The following is a 26732-nucleotide window of genomic DNA, read 5'->3' on the forward strand; positions in this document are numbered from 1 at the left end:
ATGCTTAAAAAAATTCCAAATATTTTAACAATTGGTAGAATTATAATTGTACCCTTTTTTGTTCTGGCATTTTATTTGCCAGGCTTTTACGGTGATTTAACCGCATGCGTATTATTTGTGATTGCCTCATTTACTGATTTTTTGGATGGAATGTTGGCAAGAATGATGGGCGAAGAGTCTAAGTTAGGTGAATTACTTGATCCTATAGCAGATAAAATCATTGTTGCTACTGCACTTATATTATTGGTTATGAGTGGAACAATTAAACATTACGAAGTTATTGCTGCAATTATAATACTTACAAGAGAAATTCTAATTTCAGGCTTAAGAGAGTTTTTAGCTAGAGGGCAAATTAAATTACCCGTAACTAATTTAGCAAAATTAAAAACTTTTTTACAAATGGTTGCCATAGCTCTTTTACTGACGGGTGAAACTGGTAATAAAATTTTAAACTTTCAGGATTATAATGCACAAACTATTGGTATAATCCTGCTTTGGCTTTCAGCATTTTTAACTCTATATACCGGTTATGAATATTTAAGAAAAGGCATTGACCATGCAATATCTGAGGATAATAAAAAGTAAATAATCTATTTTTTTCTTACTAAAGCTTGATAACTTTCGTTTAAATCAATTATAGTTTCACAAACCTTGAATAGATTATCTGCAATACACGATACTGGTGTTACTTCTGCAGCTGACCCAGTTAAAAAACAACCAACAAAATCTTTTAGCTCTTCTGGTTTAATTTTTCTCTCATTAATTTTAATTCCTTTGGATTTTGCAATCTCAATAACAGTTCTTCTTGTTATTCCATCTAAAAAACAATCTGGAATTGGAGTGTGTATTTCTCCATTTTTATCTTTAAAAAAAATATTTGCTCCAGTTGCTTCTGCAATATTTTCTTCATGATCCAGCATTAAGGAATCTGTATAACCTTGCTGTTCTGCTTCATGTTTTGACAGAGTGTTGATCATATATAAGCCAGATGCTTTTGTATCCCACGGTATTGTATTTGGTGCTGGCTTTCTCCAGTTTGAAATATTTAATTTAATCCCATTAACTTTTAATTTTGGATCAAAATAAGAACCCCAATCCCAAGTTGCTACAGCAACATGAATTTTTGTTTGTTGTGCAGAGATTGCCATCATTTCACTGCCTCTCCAGGCCATTGGTCTTACATAACCATCTTTTATATTTTGAACTGAAATAATTTTATTACATGCATCATTTATTTCTGTTTCTGAATATGGCATTGTAATTCCCATTCTTTTAGCTGAATAAAAAAGCCTTGTAGTATGTTCTTCTAATTTGAATATTGATCCGTCATAAACTCTTTCTCCTTCAAAAACACAACTTGCGTAATGAAGTCCATGGTTTAAAATGTGAATTTTAGCATCAGCCCAATCAACAAGCTCATTATTATACCAAATTTTACCAGATCTTTTATCGTAGGGTATCATGTGTGAATTAATTTAATTTTTTTTTAAAATTATCTTTGTATCTATAATATGTCAATATAACTTACCTATAATGAAAGAACTTTTATATTTAAAAGATACTCAGTTAAAAGAATTAATAGAAAGGCTATTTATAAGCTACAGAGAGTCTTTTGCCGATGCTAAGAGCATACTGGACAAATACTCTATTGGGATAGCACATCATAAGGTACTTCACCTGCTTTCGATGTATAAAGGAATTACAATTTCAGAGCTACTGAAAAAACTTAAGGTTACAAAACAAAGCTTAAATAGAGTTTTAAAAGATTTAATTAAACTTAATGTTATTTTTTTTCAAAAAGGACAGCAAGATACAAGAACTAAACATATTTTTTTAAATGAGAAAGGTGAAAAAATTTTTGAAGAAGTATTTTCAGCTCAAAAAAAAAGAATTTGCAATGCTCTTTTAAATTCAAACTCTGATCAAGTTATTAACTTTGATACTGTTTTAAAAAAGATAATCAATGAATAACTTTATAGCTCATATTTTAGTTGTTGATGATGATGATGGGATTAGATCTTTGGTAAAAAAATATCTTAATGAAAATAACTTTTTAGTTACCACTTCAGATAGTGCTGAAAATGCTTTGGAAAAGGTTTCAATTATTAAATTTGATTTAATTGTTTTAGATGTGATGATGCCTGGGAAAAGTGGATTAGAGTTTATCAAAGATAATAAATCAAAAATTGATACACCTATAATTCTTTTAACAGCAAAGGGAGAGGCAGAGGATAGAGTTGGAGGATTAGAAGTTGGTGCCGATGATTATTTACCAAAACCTTTTGAGCCTAAAGAACTCATATTAAGAATAAAAAATATTCTTAATAAAACTAAAAAAAATAATCAAAAAAGAATTATTGAGTTTGGAAATGTTAAAATTAATCTAAATAAGCTTTTAATTATTAAAAAAGAAAATGAATTCAAAATAAATAATACTGAAAAAATTATCTTAGAGAGAATGATCAATAATCCTGGTAAAACATTTTCTAGAGAGGATATTGGAAAAATGATTGATCTAGAAAAAGAAAGATCTATAGATGTTATAATTACACGTTTAAGAAAAAAAATTGAAACTGATCCAAAAAACCCAAAATACTTACAAACATTAAGAGGAGCTGGCTATGTCTTATGGATTGAGTAAATTTATAAAAAATTTGTTACCTCGAAGATTATTTTATAGAGCTTTATTAATTGTAGCAGTGCCTATTATTGTCTTGCAATTAATTATAACTATTGTTTTTTTTGACAGTCTTTGGATTAAAACTAATAAAGGGATGACACGTGCTTTAGTTGGTGAAATGAAAACTTTTATTACTGCTTACGATAATGATAAATATAATAATAATGATTTATCTGGTCTTTTTTCAATTTATTTAGATCTCAACGTTGAGTACAAAAATGACCAATTATTTAAGAGGCCTCTTAAAGAGAGATGGTTTAGTCCAATTGATAGAACTTTAAGGAGAGAGTTAAAGTCAAATATTGGTGTAAATAACTATTGGTTTGATACAATAACTTATCAAGATCTTATTCATATAAATATAAAACATTTAGATGGTTATTTTGAATTTTTTATTCCAAAAGATAGAGTAGCAAGCACTTCTGCAAGATTGTTTGGACTGTGGATAACTCTTCCAGCATTACTGATGATAACTATAGCAATAATATTTTTAAAAAATCAAACAAGACCAATAGTTAATCTTGCAAAAGCTGCTGAGAGATTTGGTAGAGGTGAAAACATTGATGAATATAGACCTTCTGGTGCATTAGAGATAAGACAAGCAGGCTTAGAATTTGATAAAATGAGAAAAAGAATCATGAGGCACCTCAATCAAAGATCTGAAATGCTATCAGGGATTAGCCATGATCTAAGAACACCATTAACAAGACTTAAGCTTCAACTATCCTTTATAAAAGACGAGGAGTTATCCAAAAAAATGTCTTTAGATATTGATGAAATGGAAAAAATGCTTAATGAATATTTGCAATTTACTAGCTCGTCTTATTTAGAAAAAAATGAAACTTTTGACATCTCAGAGTTAATTAAAAGTACAATCAATAAGTATAGTAATAGCAATATTTCGACAAAACTAATTCCTAGAGCTTACATGCATGGTAGAAAAAATTTAATCCAAAGATCCTTAAACAACATAATTGATAATTCTATTAAATATGCAGATAAAATAAACCTTGGACTATCAAAAAAGAATAATAATATAATAATCACTATTGATGATGATGGCCTTGGCATTCCTGAAAATGAATACCAAAATGTTTTTAAACCTTTTTATAAACTTGATAAAAGTAGAGGGAATTCAAGATCTAGTGTTGGCCTGGGATTATCCATTACATCGGATATCATAAAATCACATGGAGGAAATATTATTCTAGAAAAATCTCCGCTTAATGGATTGAGAGTTAAGGTTTTTTTACCCCTGTAGTTCTTTTTTTTAACTTATTTTTTTCTAACTTTTCTATTTTTTTTTCAAGATTTTCAACTCTTTTAATCAAAATATCAGTTTCTTCTTTACTTGTTAACTTCATTTTAAAAACTACCTCATCTCTTTTAGATTTCAAAATATTAAAAAGTTCAGAACTAAGATCTTTTGAGGAAATTATGCCTTGTTCAAAAAGTTTGCCAAGCTTATCAATAATAAATTTAGAATTTTTCATATTTAAGATATAGTTTATAAGTATTATTTAAAATGTTCATTAATAATTTTGACCCAGTTGCTTTTCAGATTATGTCGCTTGAAATTAGATGGTATTCTTTAGCCTATATATTGGGAATTATAATTGGCTGGTCTTTATGTAAAAAAATATTCATTAAAAATTCAGATATACGTGAAAAATTCGACGATTATATAACCTATTTGATTATTGGAATAATTTTAGGTGGAAGATTGGGATACGTAATATTTTATAACTTTAATTATTATTCACATAACATCCTAGATGTTTTTAAAATATGGCAAGGTGGAATGTCATTTCACGGTGGTTTACTGGGCATAATTCTTTCAAGCATAATTTTTGCTAAAAAAAATAATCAAGATCCATTTGAGTATATGGATCATGTGTCATTAGTAGCTCCTATTGGAATTTTTTTTGGAAGATTGGCTAATTTTATTAATTCAGAACTCTATGGAAAAACTACAGAAGTCTTGTGGTCAGTTACATTTACTAAAGTAGATAATTTACCAAGACATCCATCACAATTATATGAGGCAGTTTTAGAGGGTGTTATTTTATTTTTAATACTTTTGTACTTTAGAAGAAAAAATTATTTAAGAAAACCTGGTTTAATTTCAGGATTATTTTTAATTTTCTATTCAATATTTAGATTCTTTGTTGAGTTTTTTAGAGTGCCAGATGAACAGCTGGGTTACTTAATTTTTAATTTATCTATGGGTCAAATTATTAGTTTGATGTTTGTAACAATTGGAACAATTCTATTTTATATCAAAAATGAAAATAAATAGAGAATCTAGCCTACCCTTAGATAAATTCATTGAATTTGCTCTTTACGACAAAGATAACGGTTATTACATGAAAAAAAACCCTTTTGGAAAAGAGGGAGATTTTATTACTGCACCAAATATTACAAGGCTTTTTTCTGAAATAATTGCTATTTGGGTTATAACTTTTTGGAAAAGTATTGGTTCGCCAAAAAAATTCAATCTATTAGAACTGGGTGCGGGAAATGGTGAGATGATGAAGGTGATAATTGCAACACTAAAAAGTTTTCCAGAATGCGCTAATAGTTGTAATTTTCAAATACATGAAAAAAGTATCTTTTTAACTAATCAACAACAACAAAATTTAAAATCTGATGATGTAACCTGGGTTGACGATATTAATAAAACTAATTCAAATCCAACAATATTTTTAGCTAATGAATTCTTTGATGCTCTACCAATTAAACAGTTTTTTAGAAAAAAAAAAACTGGTTTGAAAGATTTGTAGATTTAAAAGAAATCGACAAAGCAAATTTTAAAGAACACATAACAGATATTAAGAAGATTGAAAAAAACTTAAATTTTGAAATTTCAAAAAATCAAGACATTATCGAATATTCACCACTCTCTTTCAAATATTTAAAAAATATTTGCAACATAATTAAAAAAAATGATGGAGGAATATTAGTAATTGATTATGGATATTTGAATTCAAAAATGCATGAAACTTTACAAGCTGTGAATAATCATAAATATTCTAATGTTTTGGAGGAAATTGGAGACTCTGATATAACTTATAATATTAATTTTAATTTATTTGAAAAATTTGTTGCTCAATTTACTGATTTAGATTCTATTATTAGTAATCAAAAAAAATTTTTAACTAGTATGGGAATAGTTCAAAGGGCAGAAATTATAAGTGAAAATATACCTTTTTCAAAAAAATCAGACTTATTTTACCGTATTAGACGTCTTATAGATGAAAAACAAATGGGTGAGCTATTTAAAGTTATGCTGATAAAAAAAACAAAAAATAAATTTAAGACAGGCTTTGAAATTGATTAAATCAAAAAAACTATTAAGAATAAAAGATTTAAAACACGGCTTTTTTAATAGTGTTGGTGGCAAATCAAAAGATATTTATAAGAGCTTAAATTGTGGCCCAGGCTCAAAAGATAATAAATTAAATATTAAAAAAAACTTACAAATAGTAAGAAAAAATATTAGCAAAAAAGCAAAAAATATTTTTTTACTTCATCAATTCCATAGTAATAAATTCATTTATATTGATGACAAATATAACAATAAAAGAAAGCCTAAAGCTGACGCAGTAATAACTAATCAAAAATATTTACCGATTGCAGTTTTAACAGCTGATTGTGCTCCAATATTAATTTATGACAGCAAGATGAAAATGGTAGCAGCAATTCATGCAGGCTGGAGGGGAGCTTATAAAGATATTGTAAAAAAAGTTGTTAAATTTATGATTAAAAAAGGTTGTTTCCAAAAAAATATTACTGCTGCTATAGGTCCATGTATTTCAAGTAATAACTATGAGGTTAAAAAAGACTTTACAAAAAAATTTATTAAAAAAGACAAAAAAAATACGATTTTTTTTAAAAAGATTAAGAATAAAAATTATTTTAGTTTAAATAAATATATCTACTTTCAATTAAAGAGCTTAAATATAAAGAAAATTGATATTATTGATAAAGATACGTTTAATATCAAAAATAAATTTTTTAGCGCTAGAAGATCTATTAGCCACAATGAGAGTGATTATGGTAGAAATATTTCAATAATTATGATTAATTGATTGTATCTCATGAAATTATTAACTGGAAATAGTAATAAACCTCTAAGCAAAAATATTGCAAAATATTTAAAAACTAAACTTGTAAATTCTAGTATTAAAAAATTTTCTGATGGAGAGATTTATATAGAAATTAATGAAAATATTAGAGGTAATAGTATATTTATAATTCAATCGATATCTTCACCTGCAAATGATAATTTGATGGAATTGCTTCTATGTATTGATGCTTTAAAAAGATCTTCAGCTAAAAATATTACAGCTGTTATTCCTTATTTTGGTTATGCTAGACAAGATCGAAAGGTGGTGCCAAGAACTTCTATATCAGCTAAACTTGTATCTAATCTAATCACTAAAGCTGGTGCTGACCGTGTAGTTACTGTTGACTTGCATGCAGGTCAGATTCAAGGTTTTTTCGATATTCCTGTAGATAATTTATTTGCTACTCCTATTTTTGCAAGACATGTGAAAAAAAATATTAAAAGTAAAAATATTATTTGTGTTGCACCAGATGTAGGAGGAACCGAAAGGGCAAGAGCTCTTGGTAAAATTTTAGGTGTTGAGCTTGCAATTGTTGATAAAAGAAGACCTAAACCAGGTAAATCAAAAGTTATGAATGTTATAGGAAATGTTAAGAACAAAACCTGCATTATAGTTGATGATATAATTGATTCTGGGGGAACCATAGTTAATGCTGCTAAAGCATTAAAAGATAGAGGGGCAAAAGAAGTCTATGTTTATATTACACACGGTGTCCTAAGTGGTGAGGCAATAGATAAAATTAAAAAATCTGTTATAAAAAAATTGGTGATAACAGACACAATTGACAACCAAGATAAAATTAAGAATACTAAAAATATAGAAGTTTTACCAATTTCGACCCTTATGGGAGAGGCGATTAAAAGAATTTCTAATTCGACATCCGTATCAGATTTATTTAAATAATTATCTTGAGTTATTATGTAACTTGAGCTAAAAGCCTCCTTTTTATGAATTCACTTGAAGCAAATACTAGAAATACCAAATCCAAAGGAGATGTTAGGTCTCTTAGATTGGCTGGCAATATTCCAGGCATTGTTTATGGTGGATCAGAACAAAATCAAAAAGTTACAGTTTTAAAAAAAACACTCAAGTCATTACTTGAAAAAGAAAATTTTTTATCTAACATTATAGCTCTTAGCTTGGATGGTAAGCCTCAAAATGTATTACCAAGAGAGGTCACATATAATGTAATATCAGATGAACCAACACATATAGATTTTCTAAGAGTTGTACCAGGTGTAAAAATTAGAATTGAGGTACCTGTACAATTTATTAATCACGAAACATCACCGGGTTTAAAAAGAGGTGGGGTACTAAACATAGTTAGAAGAAAAATTGAATTAAAGTGTGTAAGTGAAAAAATTCCAGAGGCAATTATAATTGATCTTGATGGAATTGATATTGGAGAAAGTTTTAAGATATCTTCAGTTAAATTAGAAGAGGGTGTCACCCCAACAATTATTGGACGTGATTTTGTAATTGCGACATTGGCAGCACCTACAGTTGTTAAAGAGCCTGAAAAACCAGCTGAAGCAGAAGGAACAGATGAGGCAGCAGCAGATGGAAAAGATTCAGCCCCATCAACTGATGGAGATAAAAAAGAAGGCGAAGAAAAAAAAGCTACTCCTGAAGAAAAAAAATAATAAATTTATTATAGTGAAAATTCCTAGATACGAACTTAAAAAATTATGCTTTTATTTGTAGGTTTAGGAAACCCAACACCCAACAGTGAAAATAATAGACACAATATAGGTTTTAAGTTGATTGATGCTCTTAACAAGAAATTTGGTCTTTCTAAACAGAAACCTAAATTTAAAGGGTTATTAACTACTGGGAATATTGAAGGTGAAAAAGTCTATGCAATAAAACCTCTAACTTTTATGAACAATTCTGGAATTTGTATAAGAGAGTTAATTGAATATTTTAAAATAGATGCTGAAGATGTTGTCGTATTTCATGATGATCTTGATATTGAGTTTGGAAAAGTAAAAGCAAAATTTGCAGGATCTAGTGCAGGGCATAATGGAATTGAATCTATAGATAAATTTATAGGTAAAGACTATTCAAGAGTAAGAATTGGAATTGGAAGACCGAAAACTAAAGCTGATGTTTCAGACCATGTATTAAAAGATTTTGATGAGGATGAAATGTTACAATTAGAAAAAATTACAAATAATATTATTAATTCAATGTCTATATTAATTGATAAAAAATTAGATTTATTTGCAAGCACAATAAATAATAAATAATGAGTTTTAAGTGTGGAATTGTAGGGTTACCTAATGTTGGTAAATCAACTTTATTTAATGCACTCACAAATTCTAGCAAGGCACAAGCTGCAAACTTTCCTTTTTGTACAATAGAACCAAATGTTGGTGTGGTTCCAGTTCCTGATAAAAGACTAGACAAGCTAGTTGAAATATCAAAATCTAAAAAAAAAATTAATACTACCATTGAATTTGTAGATATAGCTGGGCTTGTAGAGGGTGCCTCTAAAGGTGAAGGTTTAGGAAATAAATTCTTATCCCACATAAGGGAAGTGGATGCAGTAATACACATGATCAGATGTTTTGACTCTGATGATATTCAAAATGTGAATCTAACTGTTGATCCAATCAGAGATTTGGAAATTATTGAAACAGAAATGATGTTGGCAGACCTTGAATCAATACAAAAAAGACTGGAAAAAAATAATAAAAAAAATGTTGATGAGGAACAATTAAAAATATTAGAAATTGCTTCTGACTGCATAAATAATTCTAAAGATATACAAATACTTTATGATCAATTTGAAAAAAAATTAGTAAACCAAAGTGGTTTACTATCTTTAAAACGTAAAATTTTTGTATGTAATGTTGACGAAGCAAGTGTACAAAATGGAAATAAATACACACAAGCTTTTATTGATAAATTTGGTGAAAAAAACACTTTAATAGTTTCAGCTGATATTGAAAATCAAATAAATCAATTAGAAAATGAAGAAAAAGAAAATTATATGGAGATGATTGGCCTAAAAAGAACTGGATTAAACATGTTAATTCAAAAAGGCTACAATATTTTAGAACTAGACACTTATTTTACATCAGGACCTGAAGAAACTAGGGCCTGGACTATCCAAAAAAATTGTACCGCGCCAAAAGCAGCTGGAGAAATCCACACTGATTTTGAAAAAGGCTTTATAAGAGCAGAAACAATTGCCTATGAAGATTTCATTGCTAATAATGGCTGGGTAAATTCTAAAACTAATGGAAAGATGAGGCTTGAAGGAAAAGATTATATTGTAAAAGATGGTGATATATTAAACTTCAGATTCAATACGTGACCAAATTTTCTTCATACTGAAATAAACTAAAATAGTTAAAATAATCAAATACAAAATAGCTTTAAAGCCCATTTTATGTCTTGCTTCTAAATGTGGTTCTGCAGCCCACATTAAAAATGTTGTAACATCTTTTGCCATTTGCTCTTCTGTAGCTTTTGTGCCATCACTGTATTCTACCGCATCATCCATTAAAGGTTGTGACATTTTAATTTTATTACCATACATGTATTTATTATAATAAACCCCATCATCGAGAGTTATACCGCTAGGTGGGTCTTCATAACCTAAAAGTACTGAGTAAATATAATCAACCCCGCCACTTCTAGCTTTTGCTAGTACTGACATATCTGGTGGATAAGCTCCTCCATTCGCAGCTTGAGCTGCTTTAACATTCTCAAAAGGCATAACAAACTTGTCAGATAGCTTTGCTGGCCTTACAAACATTTCACCTTCACTATTGGGCCCATCAGTAACTTCAAAACTAGTTGCTATAGCTTTTGCTTGCTCTTCACTAAACTCTGGTCCTCCAGGCTCAGAAAGGTTTCTGTAACTTACATATTTCATTGAATGACACCCAGCACAAACTTCTGAATAAACCTGATAACCTCTTTGCAATGCTCCTCTATCAAATTTTCCAAATAAACCCTTAAAACTCCAATCTGTTTTTAAAAGATCAGCTTTTTCTGCTGCATTAACAGAAAGAGTTCCTGCTAATAAAAAAATAATTGAATAGCTTATTTTGAAAATATTTTTCACTTAATTAATTTAAACTTTCTTTTTTTTAACAGCTGATGCCATCGGCATACCTCCCAGTACTGGTTCTGTAATGCTCAATGGCAAAGGTATGGTTCTTTCTTTAAATCCTAAAACTGGTAAGATTATTAAAAAATGAATGAAGTAATAAGCTGTGGCAACCCTAGCAATTAATAAGTAAAGCCCTTCAGCTGGCATTGCACCTACATAACCAAGAACTAATACATCAGCCAATAATATCCAATAAAATTGTTTGTAAAGAGGTCTAAATACTGCTGACCTAATTTTTGAAGTATCTAACCAAGGCAATGCAGCTAAGATTAAAATTGCTGATAGCATTGCAACCACCCCCATTAATTTATCTGGAACTGATCTTAAGATCGCATAAAAAGGTAACAAATACCATTCAGGAACAATATGAGCTGGTGTCACCATTGGATTTGCTTCTATATAATTATCTGCATGTCCTAAAATATTCGGTGAATAAAATACAAAAAATGCAAAAACAATCATAAACATTAATAGTGCAAAACCATCTTTAATCACGATGTATGGATGGAATGGCACTGTATCTTTGGAAGGTTTTTTAACATCAATTCCTACTGGGTTATTATTTCCAGGAACGTGTAAGGCCCAAATATGAAGAACCACTAACCCTACTATTAAAAATGGAATTAAGTAATGAAGAGTAAAGAATCTAGTTAAAGTTGGGTTATCTACAGAATAACCACCCCATAACCAATTTACTATTCCCTCTCCCACTAAAGGTATGGCGCTAAAAAGATTTGTAATAACGGTTGCTCCCCAAAAACTCATCTGACCCCATGGAAGCACATAACCCATGAAAGCAGCTGCCATCATCAAAAGGTAAATAATTATTCCAATAATCCAAATTATTTCTCTTGGTGATTTATAAGATCCATAAAATAAAGATCTAAAAATATGAATGTACACTGCAAGGAAAAACATCGAGGCACCATTTGAATGGATATACCTTATAAGCCATCCATAATTTACATCTCTCATAATATGCTCAACACTTTCGAAAGCTAAGTCAGCATGTGCGATATAATGCATTGCCAAAGTTAAGCCCGTTACTATTTGTGTAATTAAACAAAAGGTTAATATTCCACCAAATGTCCACCAGTAATTTAAATTTTTTGGCGTCGGATAATCTGTTAGGTGACTAGCAAGTGACAAAAGAGGTAATCTGTCATTAAACCATTTTCCAAATTTTGATTTAGGAATGTATTCTTGATCACTCATAACTATTCATTATCCAATTTTAATTGTGTTGTTATTAACGAATTCATATTTAGGAACCTCCATATTTAATGGTGCTGGGCCTTTTCTTATTCTTCCTGATGTATCATAATGCGATCCGTGGCAAGGACAAAACCAACCGTTATACTCACCCTTGTCATTTAATGGCACACATCCTAAATGTGTACAAACACCAACCATTACCAACCACTCAGGATCTTTTGCTCTATCTTCATCTTTTTGAGGGTCCTTTAAATCTTCCATCTTAACAGCTCTTGCCTCTGCTATCTCTTCAGGTGTTCTTCTTTTGATAAAAACTGGTTTTCCTCTCCAGAGGACAGTAATTGTTTTTCCAAGTTGAACTGCACTAATATCTACTTCTGTGCTAGCCAATGCTTTAACTGAAGCATCTGGATTCATTTGGTCAATTAAAGGCCAAACAACTGCCCCTACTCCAACAGCTCCAACAGCATATGAGGCTGTAAATAAAAATTCTCTTCTTTCAGGTTTTTTTTCAGACATCTTTTATTTTTTGTATATTGTTATCTAATATATGATTTCATATAAGAAAAAAGTTTTTTTTCCACTGAAACAATGACACAGAAACTATGACTTTGAGACCTAAAATAGCCCTGTATGAGCCTGATATTCCTCAAAATACAGCTGCCATTATTAGAACTTGTGCATGTCTAGGTGCTGGTTTAGAAATTATTGAACCATGTGGATTCTTATTTAACGATAAAAGATTTAAAAGAGTTGTTATGGATTATATGGATGAAAAGCTAATTAAATTTTATCAAAGCTCAGAAGAATTTTTTAAGTCAAAAAAAGGTCAAAGAGTAATATTATTAACAACAAAATCAGCCAAACCTTATACTACATTCAAATTCGAAATTAATGATACATTGTTATTTGGAAGAGAAAGTGCTGGTGTACCTGATCAAGTTCATAATTCAATTAAGTATAGATTAAAAATACCTATGATGAACAATAAAAGATCTTTAAATATAGCCTCTTCTGTTGCTATAATTCTTTCAGAAAATTTAAGACAAACTAACTTTAATAAATAATGGATAAAGAAATTAAAAAAAAACTTGCTTCTAATTGGTTTAAGTTGCTGCAGAACACAATTTGTAACGATATTGAAAAACTGGAAGATAAAAAATTAAAATTTAAATCTGAGACTTGGAGTAGAAATGAAATTAAAGATGAAGGTGGTGGAGAGTTTAGAATTTTAAAAGATGGTAAAATTTTTGAAAAAGTTGGTGTAAACTTTTCGGAAGTCCATGGAAAGTTTTCAAAAAAAATGAGTAAAAAAATTCCAGGCGCATCTAAAAATCCAAATTTTTGGGCATCAGGAATTTCTATTGTAATGCATATGAGAAATCCTCATATTCCAGCAATTCACTTTAACACAAGGTTTATTTATACAACGCATGGATGGTTTGGTGGTGGTATGGATGTAACACCTTGTATTCAAGACCTTAAAGAAAAAAGCTTCCTTCATAGTGAATTAAAAAAAATGTGTGATCGACATGATAAAAAATTCTATAAAAAATATAAAGAATGGTGTGACGAATATTTTTATTTACCACATAGAAAAGAAACAAGAGGAATTGGTGGTATTTTTTTTGATTACAAAAAAAATGATTGGGAAAAAGACTTTAAATTTATATCTGATTTAGGAGTTACTTTTCAAATGTTATTTAATTCAATAATAAAAGCAAAGTACAAAAAAAAATGGAATGTAAAACAAAAGGAGATACAATATATTAAAAGAGGTAGATATGCTGAGTTTAACTTACTATACGATAGGGGGACAAAATTTGGTTTACAAACAGGTGGTAATGTTGAAGGAATATTAATGTCTTTGCCTCCAATAGCAAAATGGAATTAAAATGGATAAAGAGCCAATAACAACTGCAGGACTTGAAGTTTTAAAAGAAGAACTAATTTTTTTAAAAGAAAAAAAACGCCCACAAATAGTAGCTGCTATTTCTGAAGCAAGATCACATGGTGATTTAAAAGAAAATGCAGAATATCATGCTGCAAAAGAAGAACAATCACATAATGAAGGAAGAATAGTTCAGATTAATGATAATATCGCAAGAGCAAATGTAATTGATGTTACAAAAATAAATAACGATGGAAAAGTCATATTTGGCTCAACAGTGCATTTAGAAAATCTAGATACTGGAGAAGAAATTACCTATAAAATAGTTGGAAGAGATGAGGCTGACCTTCAAAAAAAACTGATATTTTTTCAATCACCAATAGGTAGAGGATTAATAGGAAAAAATAAAAATGATTTAGTTGAAATTAAAACTCCAGCAGGTGTAAAAAACTTTGAAATTAAAGATGTAAAGTACGTTTAATTACTTACTATTTTTTGAATTTCTTTATCTGAAATTTTGAAGTCATTACTAATCCAGACTTCTTCTATTAATTTTAGTCTCTGTCCCAGCTCCCTTCCCTCAGGAACTTGATATTTTTCCATCAAGGTACTAGCTTTAATCGGCATGACAGGCATTTCTTTTTTCTTAAAAATTTCAATTAATTTAATTAACTTATTGTCTACTTTTTTGGATTTAAAAACCTTAAAATAAAGAACATCTATTAATGCCTCTCTACTATTAAAATAAAAAACTTTATTCAAATTTTTTTCTGAAAAAGTTTTGCTAGTATTTTTTTCTAAATAAAACTTATTCAAAAATATAAGTCTTTTTTGATCTTTTTTAGATAAATTGAATTTATAAATAAAATAATCTACATTATCAGTTCCATCAATAATCATTAAAGATAATAAAAAAATAAAATCTACTTCAAGAAAATTTTTTTTTGCAAAACTATTCATTTTGTTAAATAGAGAAATGTTTTTAATTTGTGGAAAAATAAGATTTATAATCTCTAAACAATCCTTATCCTTGGTTAACTTTAGAAAACCGTCTGATTTTAATAATTTTTGAAATTCGTCTAATAATCTTTCAGAAGAAATTGCTGAAACACCAATTAGATTTTTTTTTATTATGTTAATAATTTTAGGTTTATGCTTATCTTTGGAATAATTGAGAAAAAATCTAATATATCTTAATACTCTAAGATAATCTTCCTTAATCCTTACCTCTACATCTCCAATAAATTCTACTTTTCCATTTTCTAGATCTTTTTTACCATCAAAGGGATCAAATAGACTTCCCTCAATATCTGCATAAATAGAATTTATAGTAAAATCTCGTCTAGAGGCATCTTCCTTCCAATTATCTGAAAACTCAACTTTTGCATGCCTTCCGTCAGTATCAACATCTTTTCGTAACGATGTTATTTCAAACTTAATGCTGTTTATTAATGCTGTAATTGTTCCGTGCTCTATTCCACTTTCATAATATTTAATATTTTTTTTACTAAGCGCATCACAAACATCTTTTGGTTTTAAATTTACAGCTAAGTCTATATCGTCAACTTTTTCTTTATTAATAATTTTTCTAACACACCCACCAACATATCTAATTTCACTATTTTTAGAAAAAGAATGAATGGCACTGAATATTTGATTTACTTCAGTATTGTTTTTAATATCCTTAAATCCTAAATTTATATAATTAAGATTTTTGGATCTGAAAAAAATTTTATCTAATAAGTTATTCATATATGGCTGGCCCACAAGGATTCGAACCTCGGATCTCTGTACCAAAAACAGATGTGATACCACTTCACCATGGGCCAATATTAATTTCATATATCACAAAAAAAAAAAATTATATAGTTTTTGATGCAATACACCAATGACTACTGAATTTCCTTTTAAATTGACTATATGCATTACCACACGACCTCTTAGAATCAAAATAGGCCACGATTGACGAGCCAGATCCCGACATTCTAACAAACATATTGTTGTGTGTGTTTGATAAGAATAATTTAATTTTTTTAAGTTTTGAGTATTTTTTAAAGGCTATTTTTTCGAGATCATTATTCAAAGTTTTAAGGTATTTTACTTCAAACATTTTTGTCTTTGGAAAACTAAATTGAGGCTTAGAAAACGATTTAACTTTTGAATAAATATTTTTAGTTGAACAACCAAAATTAGGTTTGACAACTAACGTGTGAAATTTAGTATTATTATTATATCTTTTTATATCTCCATTTTCTGACAAAATTGTATTGGTCGGCTTTATTCCTAAAATAACATCAGAACCTAACTGACTTGTTAACTTTTTTAATTCATTTTTTTTTATTTTTAATAATTTTTGATTAATAAAAAAATTAATCAAACTTGCGACATTCATCGAACCACCACCCATTCCTGCTTCTTGAGGTATATTTTTGATAATCTTAATATCAAATTTTTGTCGGTTAAGTAAATTATTTTTATCTAATAATTTCATTAAATTATAGACAGTATTTATTTTACTAATATTTTTAGAGAATTTACCTTTAAAAATTATTTTATGATTTTTTTTTTTATCTTCTTTAAATAAATTAAATCATGCAAATCTATAAAAGAAATTATGCTTTCAATTTTATGTAACATTTTTTTTTTTCCCGTTACATGTAATGCTAAATTAATCTTAGCATAGGATTTAATCATAAAGCTATTCATAAATTAAGAATTGGTTAAACCGTTAATTAATTTATTCTTAATGTTTTTTTTCATTATATCTTCTGACTCTTCTAAATTTAAAACATTTTGCCAAAAATACCTTGCTTGGATTTTTCTATCCAGCATCCAAAGAATATCTCCATAATGATCATTCACAACTGGGTCTTCTGGCATTAATTCAACAGCTCGCTTTAGAAAATTTTCAGCTTTCACATAATCATCAATTAGATAATAAGCCCATCCAATTGAATCGATTATATAGGGATCATTGCTTTGAGCAGTGTAAGCTTTTTCAAGCATTTCAAGTGAGAGATCAATTTTATATTCTCTTTCTAACCATGAATAGGCTAAATAATTTAACACATATGCGTCGTCTGGATTAACTTCTAGTGATTTCAATAAGTCCTCATCTGATCTAGCATAATTACCCAATCTTTCATAACTGCCTCCTCTTCTATATAAAATTTCTGCATATAACATGGAGCTATTATCAACTCTTGAAATAATTTGATCATAATATTTTATAGCCTCTTTATATTTTTTTGCATTTTTATTAAAATTTGCAATATCAAAAACCATTTTTATAGAAGGGTTTTTAATTTTTTTATAATTTAAATTGATAAAATCTAAAGATTTATCTTTATCTTTTTTTTTAGAAATTATTTGAGCCTTTTTCTTAATTTTAAACCAATAATAAAACTCATCTTTTTTTTTAAAAGATTCTAAAATCTTTAAAGTTTTTTTATAATCTTTATTAAAATAATAGTTTTCGGCTAATAAAGATAAATTAAATTTAAATTTTGAGTTTAGATCATGGGATATATTTAGATAAAAATTGGATTTTTCATAATTATTTTGTGACGAGTAAAGATTAGATACTAAGAAAAAAAATTCACTAATTACGTCTGTGGGGTTTTTGCATGAAAATATTTTTTTAAATTCTTCAAATTTTTGATCTTCGATCCATTTTTTTCCTTGAGAAATGAGTAAAGATGAATTTAAGTAATCTATATTATCAGTAATATTTTTTACCTCTTCATATTCATCATTCGTAATTAAATAATTTATGTGAAAAAATATGTATCTTGTGTAGTCTACACCACTTTGTGAATTAACTAAATTTTCAAAATAAGTTTTGGTATTTTTATCGTCCAAATAACATCTTTGAAAAACCTCGTTGATAAAAGAAAAATTACCAAATTTATTTTCTATTTTTGAAATTTTATTTTCCTTAAATACGTATAGGTATTTTTTTAATGTTTCTGCAATTATTAAAGAAAGCTTATCATTATTGATAAACTCATAAGAACTTTGCAAATGCTCTTTACTTTTTTTATAATCTTTTCTCTTAAGGTTATCTAGGGCTAATAATAAATGCGCTTCAAAAAAATCAGAATTATTTTTAGTTAAGTTTTGTTTAATTTCATTGGTGGCTTGTAGCACATTACCTTCAAGCACAAGGGCGTTCACATAATTTTTAAGGTAGGAATTGTGTTTTTTAATTAAATGCTTTGAAGATTTAAAAAATTTTAACGCTTTTGAATTGTCATTATTATCATAAGCAACTATACCTGAAAAATAATTGGATAAATGATGTGAATTAAAATCGTTTAAACTGTTACTTTTTGAGTATAATGGGCCTTGGTAAAACAGTAAAATTAAAATAAATTTAAATAATTTTATTATCATAAGGTCATTCTATGTCTAAAAAAGTAATAAATCAAAATACGAATTATGTCTCAGAACTTCTAAGCTCCATTGATTCTAATTTTACTTTTGATGAAAATCCTATCAATAGATTAATGAATGATAATAACAATCTCAAAAAGGATAACTATTTAAATAAAATTGATAAAGAAAAAGAGCTTAGCGAATTAAAGTTACAAATTAACTCAATTAATGATTGTAATTTAAAAGATAATTCAAAAAAAATAGTTTTAGGAGATGGAAATATAAATAGCTCTATAATGTTAGTTGGTGAGGCTCCCGGAGCTGAAGAAGACTATATTGGAGAGACATTCTTAGGTGAGGTTGGTGATCTATTAAAAAAGATGTTAAATGCAATAAATATTAAAAAAGAAAATATTTATAGCACTTATGCTGTAAATTTTAGACCTCCAGAAGATAGAAAACCCACCCCTATAGAAATTAAAAGATATTCTCAATTTTTGCAAAAACAAATTTCAATCATTCAACCCAAAATAATAATTCTTATGGGTAGTACTGCAATGGAGTCATTAACAGGTTTAAATAGTAAAATATCTATGGAGAGAGGAAAGTGGAAAGAGGTTATTGTCAAAAATACTAGTTATAATGTTATCATTACTTTTAATCCCTCTTATCTTTTAAGGGTTCCAGAAAATAAAAAACATTCATGGGAAGACTTAAAAATGATTAAACAAAAAATTGTTGATTTAAAATTAAACATCTAATGAAAATTTTAGCTGGTGTTGATGAGGTTGGCAGAGGTAGTTTAATTGGCCCAGTCTATGCGGCAGCTGTAATATTAAATAAATCTATAAATATAGAATTGTTAAAAGACTCAAAAAGTTTAACTAAAGGTAAAAGAGAAGAGCTTGATCAATATATTAAAGAAAATTCTATATGGGCAATAGGTCAAGCATCAACTAAAGAAATTGAAAAAATAAATATTTTACGTGCAAGCTTACTTGCAATGAAAAGAGCTATACTCAAATTAAATAAAAAGCCTTCTCTAATTTTAATTGATGGTAATAAATTACCTGATCTTAAAAATTATAAATTAGAATATGTAATTAAGGGAGACCAGAAAATCCCTAGTATTTCTGCAGCATCAATTATTGCAAAAGTTAGTAGAGATAAATTTATAAAAAAACTTTCAAAGCAATTTAATGGTTATGGATGGGACACAAATTCAGGTTATGGAACTAAAGAACACTTAAAAGCAATTAAAAAACTTGGTATTACCAAGTATCATCGAAAAACTTTTTCCCCTATTTCTGATCTTTTATAAATTTCACATGTGACAACACAATATCTAGTTACCTAAAAAAATTTAAACACAAATGGAATCCATATAATTCAATCTGGAGTTGACCGTAGAATCTATTTGGAGTCTAATTGTTTTATATAAAATGGAAAACAATTTTAATAATAAGATTATTAATGGTGACAGCCTTGAAGAATTGAAAAAAATTCCAAATGAAACCTTTGATCTAGTTTTTGCTGACCCTCCATACAATCTACAATTAAAAAATTCACTTACAAGACCAGACAGAACTAAAGTTAGTGCTGTAAATGATAAGTGGGATCAGTTTGAAAGCTTTAAAAAATATGATGAATTTACAATTGCTTGGCTTTCAGAATGTAAAAGAATTTTAAAAAAAGATGGGGCTATTTGGGTTATAGGAAGTTATCATAATATTTTCAGAGTAGGAACGGCGATACAGAACTTAGGTTTTTGGATTTTAAATGATGTTATTTGGAACAAGAATAACCCTATGCCTAATTTTAGAGGAACAAGATTCACTAATGCTCATGAAACTTTAATTTGGGCGTCTAAAAGTGAAAAATCAAAATATACTTTTAACTATCAATCATTAAAATGTTTAAATGACGACCTTCAAATGAGGTCCGATTGGAATTTACCTATTTGTAATGGAGCAGAAAGACTTAAGAAAAATGGAAAAAAAGTTCATTCTACACAAAAACCTGAATCTTTGCTTCATAGAGTTATATTGGCATCTTCAAACAAAAACAATCTGATTTTAGATCCATTTTTAGGATCTGGTACAACTGCCACTGTCGCTAAGAAATTAGGTAGAAAATATTATGGTATAGAGAAAGAAAAAAATTATTTTAAAGCTGCTGAAGAAAGGTTAAAAAATACAAAGCCCATAGAAGATGATTTCTTAGACACTCTTAAAAATAATAGATCTAAACCTAGAATACCTTTTGGATCATTAGTTGAACTTGGAATAATAAAACCTGGAACAAGTATATTTGATAATAAGAAAAAAGTTGTAGCAAAAATTATGGCTGATGGAAGTATCAAGCATAATCAAGCAGAAGGATCAATTCATAAAGTTGCAGCAACAATACTTGGAACAGAAAGCTGTAATGGATGGACTTATTGGCATTGTAATATAAATGGAGTTTCAGTTCCAATTGATAATTTAAGACAAAGATTGATTTCTAATAATTAATTTTTATAAATTTTACCTAAATAACTATTAATAAATCTATTATTTTTAACTAAATATCTAAGTAATAAATTTCTTACAAATATTATTAATGGATTCGAAAGATGAAATGCGAAATAATTTAATCTTGATTTTCTGTCAATCATTTTTGTTCTTTTAATTCTTTCTTTATTGAATTGATCATCTATATTTTCAAAATTTTGATATAGCTCATGAGCAACTTCTATTGATTGGGATGCTCCTTGTGCAAAAGTTGGTGGAAAGGAAAAAAAAGCGTCTCCAATGATATAAATATTTTTATTTTTAGGCTGAAATATTTCTGTACTTGTAAATATAGGAAAGCACTTAATATCTATTAAATTTTCAATGATATTGTTATCTACTTGTTTTGATATTTCCAATAAAGCAGATGAAATGAACTCTTTACTATCAAATAAACTGTAATCAGCTAATTCCTCATTATTTAGGTCTTTCCTAAGAATAGTAACAAAGTTAAAATAACCATTATGGTTAACTGGGTAAACTACCGAATGCAAATTAGACCCTAAAAATAAAGATATATTGTTATGATCAATATTTTGAAGATATTTTCGATCAATATTTCCTCTTACAGCAATTGAGTTAAAATACTTTGGTTTGATTTCTTTGTCAGTAATTAATGATCTAGTTTTTGAAAATGCCCCATCTGATATAATTAAATAATCACATTCTATAGATGACTTATCCTCAAAAATTACTTTAGTAGTTTTTGATACACTTTGAATATCAATAACTTTTTTATTAAAATTTATTAAATTACTTGGAAGTTTATTTGTTAAAAAATCTATTAATATAAATCTTTGTAAAGTTGTATATTTAACCTCAGACTCATTAAAAGCCGATATATCTAAATCGCATATTTTATTTTTATCCTTTAAAGAATAAAAATTTACTTTATTTGGAAAAAACTTTTCCTTAAAATTAATATTTTGAAAGCCAATTTTATTTAATAATTTAATACTATTAACAGAAAGTTGAATACCATAACCTTTTTCTAGATTTACAGAGTTATTTTTTTCATAAACAATAATCTCATAATTAGAGTTTAGTCTCAATAAGCTCGCAATATATAAACCTGAAATTCCCCCACCTATTATTGCAACTTTTTTCATAGATTATGTTTAACAGATGCAAATATTTTTTTTGTAAATGTTGGTATCATATAATTTTCTAATTTTGTTTTTTCAATCCACATGCCATTTTTAGGTTTATTTTTAATATTTGAAAAATCTATTGATATATTCATATTCATATTTGACATTTTTACATTCAGTTTTTTGCTAGATTTTAGTAGAGAGTCTGATTGAGTTATCTCTTTCATTGGAAAAATAAGTAAGTTTTTTAAAAATTTAAATTTATCATTCTTGATTAATAGTAGCCGATCATCGTTTCTATATAAAGTCGCCAGATAAAATTTATCTATAATTTTATTATCTTTTTTCTTAATTTCAAAATCATTTTTTTTGTAAGATAAGCAGTTTTTAATTATTGGACACCTACTGCAATGTGGGTTTTTTGGCTTGCATAATAGCGCTCCCATTTCCATTAAAGCTTGAGCATAATCACTTGATCTTGATGTTTTACCAAAAATTTTTTTTTGTTTATGAAGATTTTCTTTTTTCATTTCTTCTTCTGTTTTTAAATTTAAGATGCGCTTTAAGACTCTCTCTATATTTCCATCTAATGGAATTATTTGTTGATTAAATACAATAGCTGATATTGCACTTGCAGTATAATCTCCAACTCCAGGAAGTTTTTTTAATTCTTCATAATTATCTGGAAGTCTGCCATTATAATCATCAACAATCATTTTTGCACTTTTTTTTAAATTTTTTGCTCTTGAATAATAACCAAGACCTTGCCATTTTTTCAGGAGTTTGACCTCACTCACTTTTGCAAGAGATTGAACGTTGGGAATATCTTTTAAAAAATTATTAAAATATGGAATGACAGTTTTAACTTGAGTTTGTTGAAGCATAAATTCGCTTACAAGAGTAAGGTACTCTTTTTTCCTAGTGGAGCACCTGATCCTCCAAGGAAGAGATCTTTTATTATTATCGTACCAATAAAGAATTTTTTTTGCTATCATGCTTTAAACTAATATGTCTTTTAAAAATAATATTAAGCAGAGAAACAGAAGCTTTCAAGGATTAAGATCTTTTAAAGATACTTTACCAACAAACATAAAAAAAATAATTAAAAAGAAAGGGCACATATTCTCTGAAACGTTAAATAATTGGAAATACATAGTTGGTAGTGAAATTTTTCAAATATGTTATCCAAAATCGTTTAAAAATTCTAATAAGTTTGGTGTTAGTACTCTAAATGTGATGGTCAAAAGAGGCAATGAAGTAGACTTGGAGTATTCAAAAAAAAAAATAATGGATAAAATGAATAGTTTCTTCGGCTATACTGTTGTTGAAAAATTAAAATTTATAAGTTTTGATGATGCTCAAACTAAATTTAAAAAGATAGATAAAAATGAGAATGATGTGACAAATAGTAAATATACAGATAAGATTAATAATATTAAAAATGATAAAGTGAAAGAATCATTATTAGAATTAACTAAATTATTTAAACAAAGATGAAAAAAATATTTTCAATATTATTTATTATGTTTGTTGGCTTTACCACCAACCTAATCGCAGAAGACACTCAATCTATCAAAAGAATTTCTGTAGGTGAAAAGAATGCTAAAATCACAATAATTGCCTATGAGTCATTAACGTGTGGTCACTGTGCAGACTTTCACAAGAATGTTTATCCAGGTCTTAAAAAGGATTTTATTGAAAAAGGTTTGGTGAAAATTGAATTTAGACACTTTCCTCTAGATATTGCAGCATTTAATGCCTCTAAAATTGGACAATGTAGAAATGATGGCAATGCAGATATAATAAATATTTTATATTCAGGTCAAAAAAAATGGGCAAGAGGAAAAACACCTGAGGAAGCTAAGATATATTTAAAAAAATTTTTAGTAGATGAAAGTGTAAAAGTAGATTTTGAAAAATGCTTAAATGATAAAAAAATTGAGGACTTCGTGTTAAATGATCGAATCGAAGGAGTAAAAAAATTTAAAGTTAATGCTACTCCTACGATTATAATTAATGATAAAAAGTTTGAAAAGACACTAAATTATAAAAATATAAAAAAATACCTGGAAAAACTGATATAAGTTAGTCCATGGAGTTTAAAAAAATCCAACTTAATGGATTTAAATCTTTTGCTGATAAAGCTAACTTTCTTATTGAAGATGGGTTAACTGGAATAGTTGGTCCTAATGGTTGTGGAAAATCTAACATTGTAGAATCTTTAAGATGGGCAATGGGAGAAACCTCAGCAAAAAGTATGCGGGGCTCTGGAATGGAAGATGTTATTTTTAATGGAACATCAAACAAAGCTTCAAAAAATATAGCAGAAGTTTCAATTAGTTTGGACAATACAAATCATGAAGGACCATTGCAGTATAAGGAAATTGACCAAATTGAAGTTAGAAGAAAAATTGAAAAAGATAAAGGCTCTAAATTTTATATAAACAACAAAGAAGTTCGAGCTAGAGATGCTCAAATGTTTTTTGCAGATTTATCTACCGGTGCCCACTCTCCTTCGATGATAAGTCAAGGACGTATTGGAGCTTTAGTAACTGCAAAACCTACAGATAGACGTGCAATTTTAGAAGAGGCAGCTAATATTTCAGGCTTACATGTTAGGAGGCATGAAGCTGAACTTAGATTGAATGCTGCAGAAACTAATCTAAAAAGAGCTGACGAATTAAGAAGACAGCAAGAGAAACAGTTAGCTAATCTTCAAAAGCAAGCTGAAGAAGCAACAAAGTATAAATTTATTTCAGAAGAAATTAAAAAAATTGAAGCAGGTTTATATTATTTGAGATTATTAGACATTGATAACGAAATTAGAATAGAGAATGAAATTAACAACGAGGCTGAAGGAGAGGTAAATAATTTTAATCAACAAATAACTGAATTTGAAAGTTCTATTAAACTTGAAACAGATAAGGTTTCTCCACTAAGAGAAAAAAATATTGAAAATCTCTCAAGAATCCAAAGACTAAACTTAGAATTGCAGAATTTGGATGAAGAAAATATTAGAACTCAAGACGAGATAGAAAATATAAAAAAATCTCTTAAAACTATCGATGAAGATATTGATAGAGAAAAAGGTATTGTAATTGATGCAAACTCAAATGAAAAAAGATTAAAAGAAGAAAAAAGTGAATTAATAGAAATAGACTCTAAATATTTTGAAACTGAAAAATTATCAAACGAAGATCTTGAAAAAGCAAAAAATGAACTTAATGAAGAGCAAAAAGCTGTTGATGGAATTATTGAAATATTTGCTAATGGCAACATAAATATCAGTATAGATCCGATTAAAGAAGTTATTAACACAATAGAAAAAATCAAAGAATTAATAAATAACAATGAAGCCAACCAGGCTCTCACGTTGCTAGACAGGACTAAAATGGAATTAAATAACTTCTTAAATAATTTAGCAAACGATGAAAGTAAAAATAAACTTAATGATATCAATGAAAAAAATAACAATATAAAATTACTACAAGAAAAATATACTGATAGCTTTAGTAAGAATCAGTCTATTAAAAAAGAATCTATAAAAAGGAATGAAAGAATTAAAGCAATTGAAACTGAAGTTAAAAGTTGGAAAAACTTACTTTCGAACTCTCAAAAAATGGTGGCTGAATTAACTGAAAGAAAAAACAAATTATCATTGCAGCTAAATGAACGCGATCAACAGCCTAAAGTTCAAGCAGAAAAAAAGGGCCAAACTACTGAAGGATTAAGAATTTCACAAAATGAAAAAATTGAAAATGAAAAGATAATTGAAGAGACTGATAAAAAAATTAATTCGTTAAGACTTGAATTAAATGATGTTCAAGAAAGATCCATTCAAATAAGAGAAAGAAAAGCAAGTTCAAGTGCAACTGTTGAAGGACTTAAAAAACGTAAAGATGACTTGCTGGAAAGAGTTAGTTCTGAACTTAACCTTGAAGAAAAGGATATTCTTGAACATTCTAATTTAAATGGTGTTGAAGAGCTACCAGATTCCATTACTCAAGAAGAGGCATTAGATGAAAAAAAAAGAGAAAGAGAGAAGCTTGGCTCTGTTAATTTAAGAGCAGATGAAGAAACAAGTAAATATGAGATTGAAATTAAAAAAATGGAACAAGATAGAGAAGACCTTGTATCTGCAATCATTAAATTAAAAGAAAGTATCAATGAGTTAAATCAAAAAGGAAGAGAAAGACTTTTAGAGGCGTTTGAAAAAGTTAATAGAAAATTTAATGAAGTTTACACAAAATTATTCAATGGGGGAAATGCAAAACTAGAACTAGTAGATTCTGATGACCCACTGGAAGCTGGCTTAGAAATGCTGGTAAGCCCTCCAGGTAAAAGACTCCAGTCCATAACTTTATTATCTGGTGGCGAACAAGCCTTAACTGCTTTATCACTTATTTTTGCTGTATTTCTTACTAATCCATCTCCAATCTGTGTACTAGATGAAGTTGACGCTCCACTAGATGATGCAAACGTAACAAGATTCTGTGGACTTCTAGAAGACTTAACAAAAATAACTAATACTAAATTTATTATTGTGACTCACCACGCTTTGACGATGTCTAAAATGAACAGACTTTACGGAGTAACTATGCCTGAAAAAGGTATTAGTCAGCTAGTAGCAGTTGATCTACAAAAAGCTGAGAGTATGGTTGCTTAATAAA

At 28.1% G+C, this 26732-nt stretch carries 30 protein-coding genes, 1 tRNA gene and 1 pseudogene; 20 read left to right on the top strand and 12 right to left on the bottom strand.

The genetic code is table 11. The annotated features are described in order from the left end of the window. Complete coding sequence (gene pgsA / locus ABXT47_RS05290) at positions 1-585, top strand: CDP-diacylglycerol--glycerol-3-phosphate 3-phosphatidyltransferase (protein ID WP_271511643.1); 585 nt, start codon at positions 1-3, stop codon at positions 583-585. A gap of 5 nt (positions 586-590) precedes the next feature. Here the strand turns inward: pgsA and ABXT47_RS05295 are convergent, their stop codons facing one another. Then, positions 591-1463, bottom strand: coding sequence for a branched-chain amino acid aminotransferase (locus ABXT47_RS05295; RefSeq protein WP_415308090.1), 873 nt, complete (start codon positions 1461-1463; stop codon positions 591-593). A 70-nt stretch (positions 1464-1533) separates the two neighbouring features. On the opposite strand from ABXT47_RS05295, the gene ABXT47_RS05300 reads away from it, so the two are divergent. The 3 genes from ABXT47_RS05300 to ABXT47_RS05310 are packed head-to-tail and all read left to right on the top strand — an operon-like array spanning position 1534 to position 3941. Beyond that, positions 1534-1971, top strand: coding sequence for a MarR family winged helix-turn-helix transcriptional regulator (locus tag ABXT47_RS05300; RefSeq protein WP_415308091.1), 438 nt, complete (start codon positions 1534-1536; stop codon positions 1969-1971). Continuing rightward, on the top strand, positions 1964-2641 hold the full coding sequence (locus ABXT47_RS05305) for a response regulator (protein WP_415308092.1): 678 nt from the start codon (positions 1964-1966) through the stop codon (positions 2639-2641). The genes ABXT47_RS05300 and ABXT47_RS05305 overlap by 8 nt, the downstream gene beginning before the upstream one ends. Continuing rightward, complete coding sequence (locus ABXT47_RS05310; RefSeq protein WP_415308093.1) at positions 2622-3941, top strand: ATP-binding protein; 1320 nt, start codon at positions 2622-2624, stop codon at positions 3939-3941. Before ABXT47_RS05305 ends, ABXT47_RS05310 begins: the two co-directional genes overlap by 20 nt. Here ABXT47_RS05310 and ABXT47_RS05315 read toward each other — a convergent pair. After that, positions 3919-4173: a hypothetical protein gene (locus ABXT47_RS05315; RefSeq protein ID WP_415308094.1), complete on the bottom strand. Its 255-nt coding sequence runs from the start codon at positions 4171-4173 to the stop codon at positions 3919-3921. The two genes, ABXT47_RS05310 and ABXT47_RS05315, sit on opposite strands and share 23 nt — an antisense overlap. Positions 4174-4205: 32 nt before the next feature. Here ABXT47_RS05315 and lgt point away from each other — a divergent pair, with 32 nt between their 5' ends. The 7 genes and pseudogenes from lgt to ychF all read left to right on the top strand — a co-directional run bounded on the left by lgt (position 4206) and on the right by ychF (position 10132). Continuing rightward, positions 4206-4979 carry a prolipoprotein diacylglyceryl transferase gene (gene lgt, locus ABXT47_RS05320; protein WP_415308095.1) on the top strand — a complete coding sequence of 258 codons (774 nt, stop codon included), beginning with the start codon at positions 4206-4208 and terminating at the stop codon, positions 4977-4979. A gap of 67 nt (positions 4980-5046) precedes the next feature. Further along, positions 5047-6020 (top strand): annotated as a pseudogene (locus tag ABXT47_RS05325) (SAM-dependent methyltransferase). After that, entirely contained in the window at positions 6013-6771 is a 759-nt protein-coding gene (gene pgeF, locus ABXT47_RS05330; RefSeq protein WP_415308096.1) for a peptidoglycan editing factor PgeF, read from the top strand. The pseudogene ABXT47_RS05325 and the gene pgeF overlap by 8 nt, the downstream one beginning before the upstream one ends. Positions 6772-6780: 9 nt before the next feature. Then, on the top strand, positions 6781-7713 hold the full coding sequence (locus ABXT47_RS05335; RefSeq protein WP_415308097.1) for a ribose-phosphate pyrophosphokinase: 933 nt from the start codon (positions 6781-6783) through the stop codon (positions 7711-7713). A gap of 44 nt (positions 7714-7757) precedes the next feature. Beyond that, positions 7758-8453 carry a 50S ribosomal protein L25/general stress protein Ctc gene (locus ABXT47_RS05340; RefSeq protein ID WP_415308098.1) on the top strand — a complete coding sequence of 232 codons (696 nt, stop codon included), beginning with the start codon at positions 7758-7760 and terminating at the stop codon, positions 8451-8453. A gap of 45 nt (positions 8454-8498) precedes the next feature. Continuing rightward, on the top strand, positions 8499-9059 hold the full coding sequence (gene pth / locus ABXT47_RS05345; protein WP_415308099.1) for an aminoacyl-tRNA hydrolase: 561 nt from the start codon (positions 8499-8501) through the stop codon (positions 9057-9059). After that, positions 9059-10132 carry a redox-regulated ATPase YchF gene (ychF, locus tag ABXT47_RS05350; RefSeq protein ID WP_415308100.1) on the top strand — a complete coding sequence of 358 codons (1074 nt, stop codon included), beginning with the start codon at positions 9059-9061 and terminating at the stop codon, positions 10130-10132. Before pth ends, ychF begins: the two co-directional genes overlap by 1 nt. Here ychF and ABXT47_RS05355 read toward each other — a convergent pair. The 3 genes from ABXT47_RS05355 to petA are packed head-to-tail and all read right to left on the bottom strand — an operon-like array spanning position 10109 to position 12670. Then, on the bottom strand, positions 10109-10888 hold the full coding sequence (locus ABXT47_RS05355) for a cytochrome c1 (RefSeq protein WP_415308101.1): 780 nt from the start codon (positions 10886-10888) through the stop codon (positions 10109-10111). The two genes, ychF and ABXT47_RS05355, sit on opposite strands and share 24 nt — an antisense overlap. A gap of 9 nt (positions 10889-10897) precedes the next feature. Beyond that, on the bottom strand, positions 10898-12151 hold the full coding sequence (locus tag ABXT47_RS05360) for a cytochrome b (protein ID WP_415308102.1): 1254 nt from the start codon (positions 12149-12151) through the stop codon (positions 10898-10900). A 9-nt stretch (positions 12152-12160) separates the two neighbouring features. Continuing rightward, positions 12161-12670, bottom strand: a complete 510-nt coding sequence (gene petA / locus ABXT47_RS05365) for a ubiquinol-cytochrome c reductase iron-sulfur subunit (protein ID WP_415308103.1) — start codon at positions 12668-12670, stop codon at positions 12161-12163. Between the two features lie 86 nt (positions 12671-12756). Between petA and ABXT47_RS05370 the strand changes: the two genes are divergently transcribed. From ABXT47_RS05370 to greA, 3 genes are read left to right on the top strand one after another with little or no spacing between them, the layout of a single operon-like run. Beyond that, positions 12757-13218 carry a tRNA (cytidine(34)-2'-O)-methyltransferase gene (locus ABXT47_RS05370; protein ID WP_415308104.1) on the top strand — a complete coding sequence of 154 codons (462 nt, stop codon included), beginning with the start codon at positions 12757-12759 and terminating at the stop codon, positions 13216-13218. Continuing rightward, positions 13218-14045, top strand: coding sequence for an oxygen-dependent coproporphyrinogen oxidase (hemF, locus tag ABXT47_RS05375; protein WP_415308105.1), 828 nt, complete (start codon positions 13218-13220; stop codon positions 14043-14045). The genes ABXT47_RS05370 and hemF overlap by 1 nt, the downstream gene beginning before the upstream one ends. 1 nt (position 14046) lies before the next feature. Then, positions 14047-14523: a transcription elongation factor GreA gene (gene greA, locus ABXT47_RS05380; protein WP_415308106.1), complete on the top strand. Its 477-nt coding sequence runs from the start codon at positions 14047-14049 to the stop codon at positions 14521-14523. Here the strand turns inward: greA and ABXT47_RS05385 are convergent. The 5 genes from ABXT47_RS05385 to ABXT47_RS05405 form a co-directional block, all read right to left on the bottom strand. Further along, entirely contained in the window at positions 14520-15794 is a 1275-nt protein-coding gene (locus ABXT47_RS05385) for a CCA tRNA nucleotidyltransferase (protein ID WP_415308107.1), read from the bottom strand. The two genes, greA and ABXT47_RS05385, sit on opposite strands and share 4 nt — an antisense overlap. Before the next feature lie 3 nt (positions 15795-15797). Further along, a tRNA-Gln gene (locus ABXT47_RS05390) sits at positions 15798-15871 on the bottom strand. A 32-nt stretch (positions 15872-15903) separates the two neighbouring features. After that, positions 15904-16533 (bottom strand): 4-(cytidine 5'-diphospho)-2-C-methyl-D-erythritol kinase, encoded by a 630-nt coding sequence (locus ABXT47_RS05395; RefSeq protein WP_415308108.1) that lies wholly within the window; start codon positions 16531-16533, stop codon positions 15904-15906. A gap of 56 nt (positions 16534-16589) precedes the next feature. After that, positions 16590-16748, bottom strand: a complete 159-nt coding sequence (locus ABXT47_RS05400) for a hypothetical protein (protein WP_415308109.1) — start codon at positions 16746-16748, stop codon at positions 16590-16592. A gap of 3 nt (positions 16749-16751) precedes the next feature. Next, positions 16752-18437 (bottom strand): hypothetical protein, encoded by a 1686-nt coding sequence (locus tag ABXT47_RS05405; RefSeq protein WP_415308110.1) that lies wholly within the window; start codon positions 18435-18437, stop codon positions 16752-16754. Positions 18438-18448: 11 nt separating this feature from the next. Between ABXT47_RS05405 and ABXT47_RS05410 the strand changes: the two genes are divergently transcribed. From ABXT47_RS05410 to ABXT47_RS05420, 3 genes are all read left to right on the top strand, one after another. Continuing rightward, complete coding sequence (locus ABXT47_RS05410; RefSeq protein WP_415308111.1) at positions 18449-19180, top strand: uracil-DNA glycosylase; 732 nt, start codon at positions 18449-18451, stop codon at positions 19178-19180. After that, the gene (locus ABXT47_RS05415; protein ID WP_415308112.1) at positions 19180-19740 is read left to right on the top strand and encodes a ribonuclease HII; all 561 of its coding nucleotides are present in this window, start codon (positions 19180-19182) and stop codon (positions 19738-19740) included. Before ABXT47_RS05410 ends, ABXT47_RS05415 begins: the two co-directional genes overlap by 1 nt. 121 nt (positions 19741-19861) lie before the next feature. Then, positions 19862-20932 (top strand): site-specific DNA-methyltransferase, encoded by a 1071-nt coding sequence (locus ABXT47_RS05420; RefSeq protein WP_415308113.1) that lies wholly within the window; start codon positions 19862-19864, stop codon positions 20930-20932. On the opposite strand, the gene ABXT47_RS05425 is transcribed toward ABXT47_RS05420, so the two are convergent. Next, complete coding sequence (locus ABXT47_RS05425) at positions 20929-22080, bottom strand: FAD-dependent monooxygenase (protein ID WP_415308114.1); 1152 nt, start codon at positions 22078-22080, stop codon at positions 20929-20931. The genes ABXT47_RS05420 and ABXT47_RS05425 overlap by 4 nt on opposite strands. Further along, positions 22077-23057, bottom strand: coding sequence for an A/G-specific adenine glycosylase (locus ABXT47_RS05430; RefSeq protein ID WP_415308115.1), 981 nt, complete (start codon positions 23055-23057; stop codon positions 22077-22079). Before ABXT47_RS05430 ends, ABXT47_RS05425 begins: the two co-directional genes overlap by 4 nt. Positions 23058-23070: 13 nt before the next feature. On the opposite strand from ABXT47_RS05430, the gene ABXT47_RS05435 reads away from it, so the two are divergent. From ABXT47_RS05435 to ABXT47_RS05445, 3 genes are read left to right on the top strand one after another with little or no spacing between them, the layout of a single operon-like run. Further along, positions 23071-23559: a DUF721 domain-containing protein gene (locus tag ABXT47_RS05435; RefSeq protein ID WP_415308116.1), complete on the top strand. Its 489-nt coding sequence runs from the start codon at positions 23071-23073 to the stop codon at positions 23557-23559. After that, positions 23556-24146, top strand: coding sequence for a thioredoxin domain-containing protein (locus ABXT47_RS05440; protein ID WP_415308117.1), 591 nt, complete (start codon positions 23556-23558; stop codon positions 24144-24146). The genes ABXT47_RS05435 and ABXT47_RS05440 overlap by 4 nt, the downstream gene beginning before the upstream one ends. Before the next feature lie 8 nt (positions 24147-24154). After that, entirely contained in the window at positions 24155-26728 is a 2574-nt protein-coding gene (locus ABXT47_RS05445) for a chromosome segregation SMC family protein (RefSeq protein ID WP_415308118.1), read from the top strand. Positions 26729-26732 lie beyond the last annotated feature (4 nt).

This window comes from Candidatus Pelagibacter sp. Uisw_099_02, from assembly GCF_047727625.1.
GTDB lineage: Bacteria > Pseudomonadota > Alphaproteobacteria > Pelagibacterales > Pelagibacteraceae > Pelagibacter.

Excerpts from the sequence above, each read along its gene's own strand:
- ABXT47_RS05405 (WP_415308110.1), bottom strand. The coding sequence starts at position 18,437 with ATGATAATAAAATTATTTAAATTTATTTTAATTTTACTGTTTTACCAA.
- ABXT47_RS05295 (WP_415308090.1), bottom strand. The coding sequence starts at position 1,463 with ATGATACCCTACGATAAAAGATCTGGTAAAATTTGGTATAATAATGAG.
- ABXT47_RS05335 (WP_415308097.1), top strand. The coding sequence starts at position 6,781 with ATGAAATTATTAACTGGAAATAGTAATAAACCTCTAAGCAAAAATATT.
- ABXT47_RS05430 (WP_415308115.1), bottom strand. The coding sequence starts at position 23,057 with ATGATAGCAAAAAAAATTCTTTATTGGTACGATAATAATAAAAGATCT.
- ABXT47_RS05435 (WP_415308116.1), top strand. The coding sequence starts at position 23,071 with ATGTCTTTTAAAAATAATATTAAGCAGAGAAACAGAAGCTTTCAAGGA.
- ABXT47_RS05370 (WP_415308104.1), top strand. The coding sequence starts at position 12,757 with ATGACTTTGAGACCTAAAATAGCCCTGTATGAGCCTGATATTCCTCAA.
- ABXT47_RS05440 (WP_415308117.1), top strand. The coding sequence starts at position 23,556 with ATGAAAAAAATATTTTCAATATTATTTATTATGTTTGTTGGCTTTACC.
- ABXT47_RS05420 (WP_415308113.1), top strand. The coding sequence starts at position 19,862 with ATGGAAAACAATTTTAATAATAAGATTATTAATGGTGACAGCCTTGAA.
- ABXT47_RS05445 (WP_415308118.1), top strand. The coding sequence starts at position 24,155 with ATGGAGTTTAAAAAAATCCAACTTAATGGATTTAAATCTTTTGCTGAT.
- ABXT47_RS05340 (WP_415308098.1), top strand. The coding sequence starts at position 7,758 with ATGAATTCACTTGAAGCAAATACTAGAAATACCAAATCCAAAGGAGAT.
- petA (WP_415308103.1), bottom strand. The coding sequence starts at position 12,670 with ATGTCTGAAAAAAAACCTGAAAGAAGAGAATTTTTATTTACAGCCTCA.
- ABXT47_RS05310 (WP_415308093.1), top strand. The coding sequence starts at position 2,622 with ATGTCTTATGGATTGAGTAAATTTATAAAAAATTTGTTACCTCGAAGA.
- pgsA (WP_271511643.1), top strand. The coding sequence starts at position 1 with ATGCTTAAAAAAATTCCAAATATTTTAACAATTGGTAGAATTATAATT.
- lgt (WP_415308095.1), top strand. The coding sequence starts at position 4,206 with ATGTTCATTAATAATTTTGACCCAGTTGCTTTTCAGATTATGTCGCTT.
- ABXT47_RS05305 (WP_415308092.1), top strand. The coding sequence starts at position 1,964 with ATGAATAACTTTATAGCTCATATTTTAGTTGTTGATGATGATGATGGG.
- hemF (WP_415308105.1), top strand. The coding sequence starts at position 13,218 with ATGGATAAAGAAATTAAAAAAAAACTTGCTTCTAATTGGTTTAAGTTG.
- ABXT47_RS05300 (WP_415308091.1), top strand. The coding sequence starts at position 1,534 with ATGAAAGAACTTTTATATTTAAAAGATACTCAGTTAAAAGAATTAATA.
- ychF (WP_415308100.1), top strand. The coding sequence starts at position 9,059 with ATGAGTTTTAAGTGTGGAATTGTAGGGTTACCTAATGTTGGTAAATCA.
- ABXT47_RS05395 (WP_415308108.1), bottom strand. The coding sequence starts at position 16,533 with ATGAAATTATTAGATAAAAATAATTTACTTAACCGACAAAAATTTGAT.
- ABXT47_RS05415 (WP_415308112.1), top strand. The coding sequence starts at position 19,180 with ATGAAAATTTTAGCTGGTGTTGATGAGGTTGGCAGAGGTAGTTTAATT.
- ABXT47_RS05425 (WP_415308114.1), bottom strand. The coding sequence starts at position 22,080 with ATGAAAAAAGTTGCAATAATAGGTGGGGGAATTTCAGGTTTATATATT.
- ABXT47_RS05360 (WP_415308102.1), bottom strand. The coding sequence starts at position 12,151 with ATGAGTGATCAAGAATACATTCCTAAATCAAAATTTGGAAAATGGTTT.
- greA (WP_415308106.1), top strand. The coding sequence starts at position 14,047 with ATGGATAAAGAGCCAATAACAACTGCAGGACTTGAAGTTTTAAAAGAA.
- ABXT47_RS05315 (WP_415308094.1), bottom strand. The coding sequence starts at position 4,173 with ATGAAAAATTCTAAATTTATTATTGATAAGCTTGGCAAACTTTTTGAA.
- ABXT47_RS05410 (WP_415308111.1), top strand. The coding sequence starts at position 18,449 with ATGTCTAAAAAAGTAATAAATCAAAATACGAATTATGTCTCAGAACTT.
- ABXT47_RS05400 (WP_415308109.1), bottom strand. The coding sequence starts at position 16,748 with ATGAATAGCTTTATGATTAAATCCTATGCTAAGATTAATTTAGCATTA.
- ABXT47_RS05385 (WP_415308107.1), bottom strand. The coding sequence starts at position 15,794 with ATGAATAACTTATTAGATAAAATTTTTTTCAGATCCAAAAATCTTAAT.
- pth (WP_415308099.1), top strand. The coding sequence starts at position 8,499 with ATGCTTTTATTTGTAGGTTTAGGAAACCCAACACCCAACAGTGAAAAT.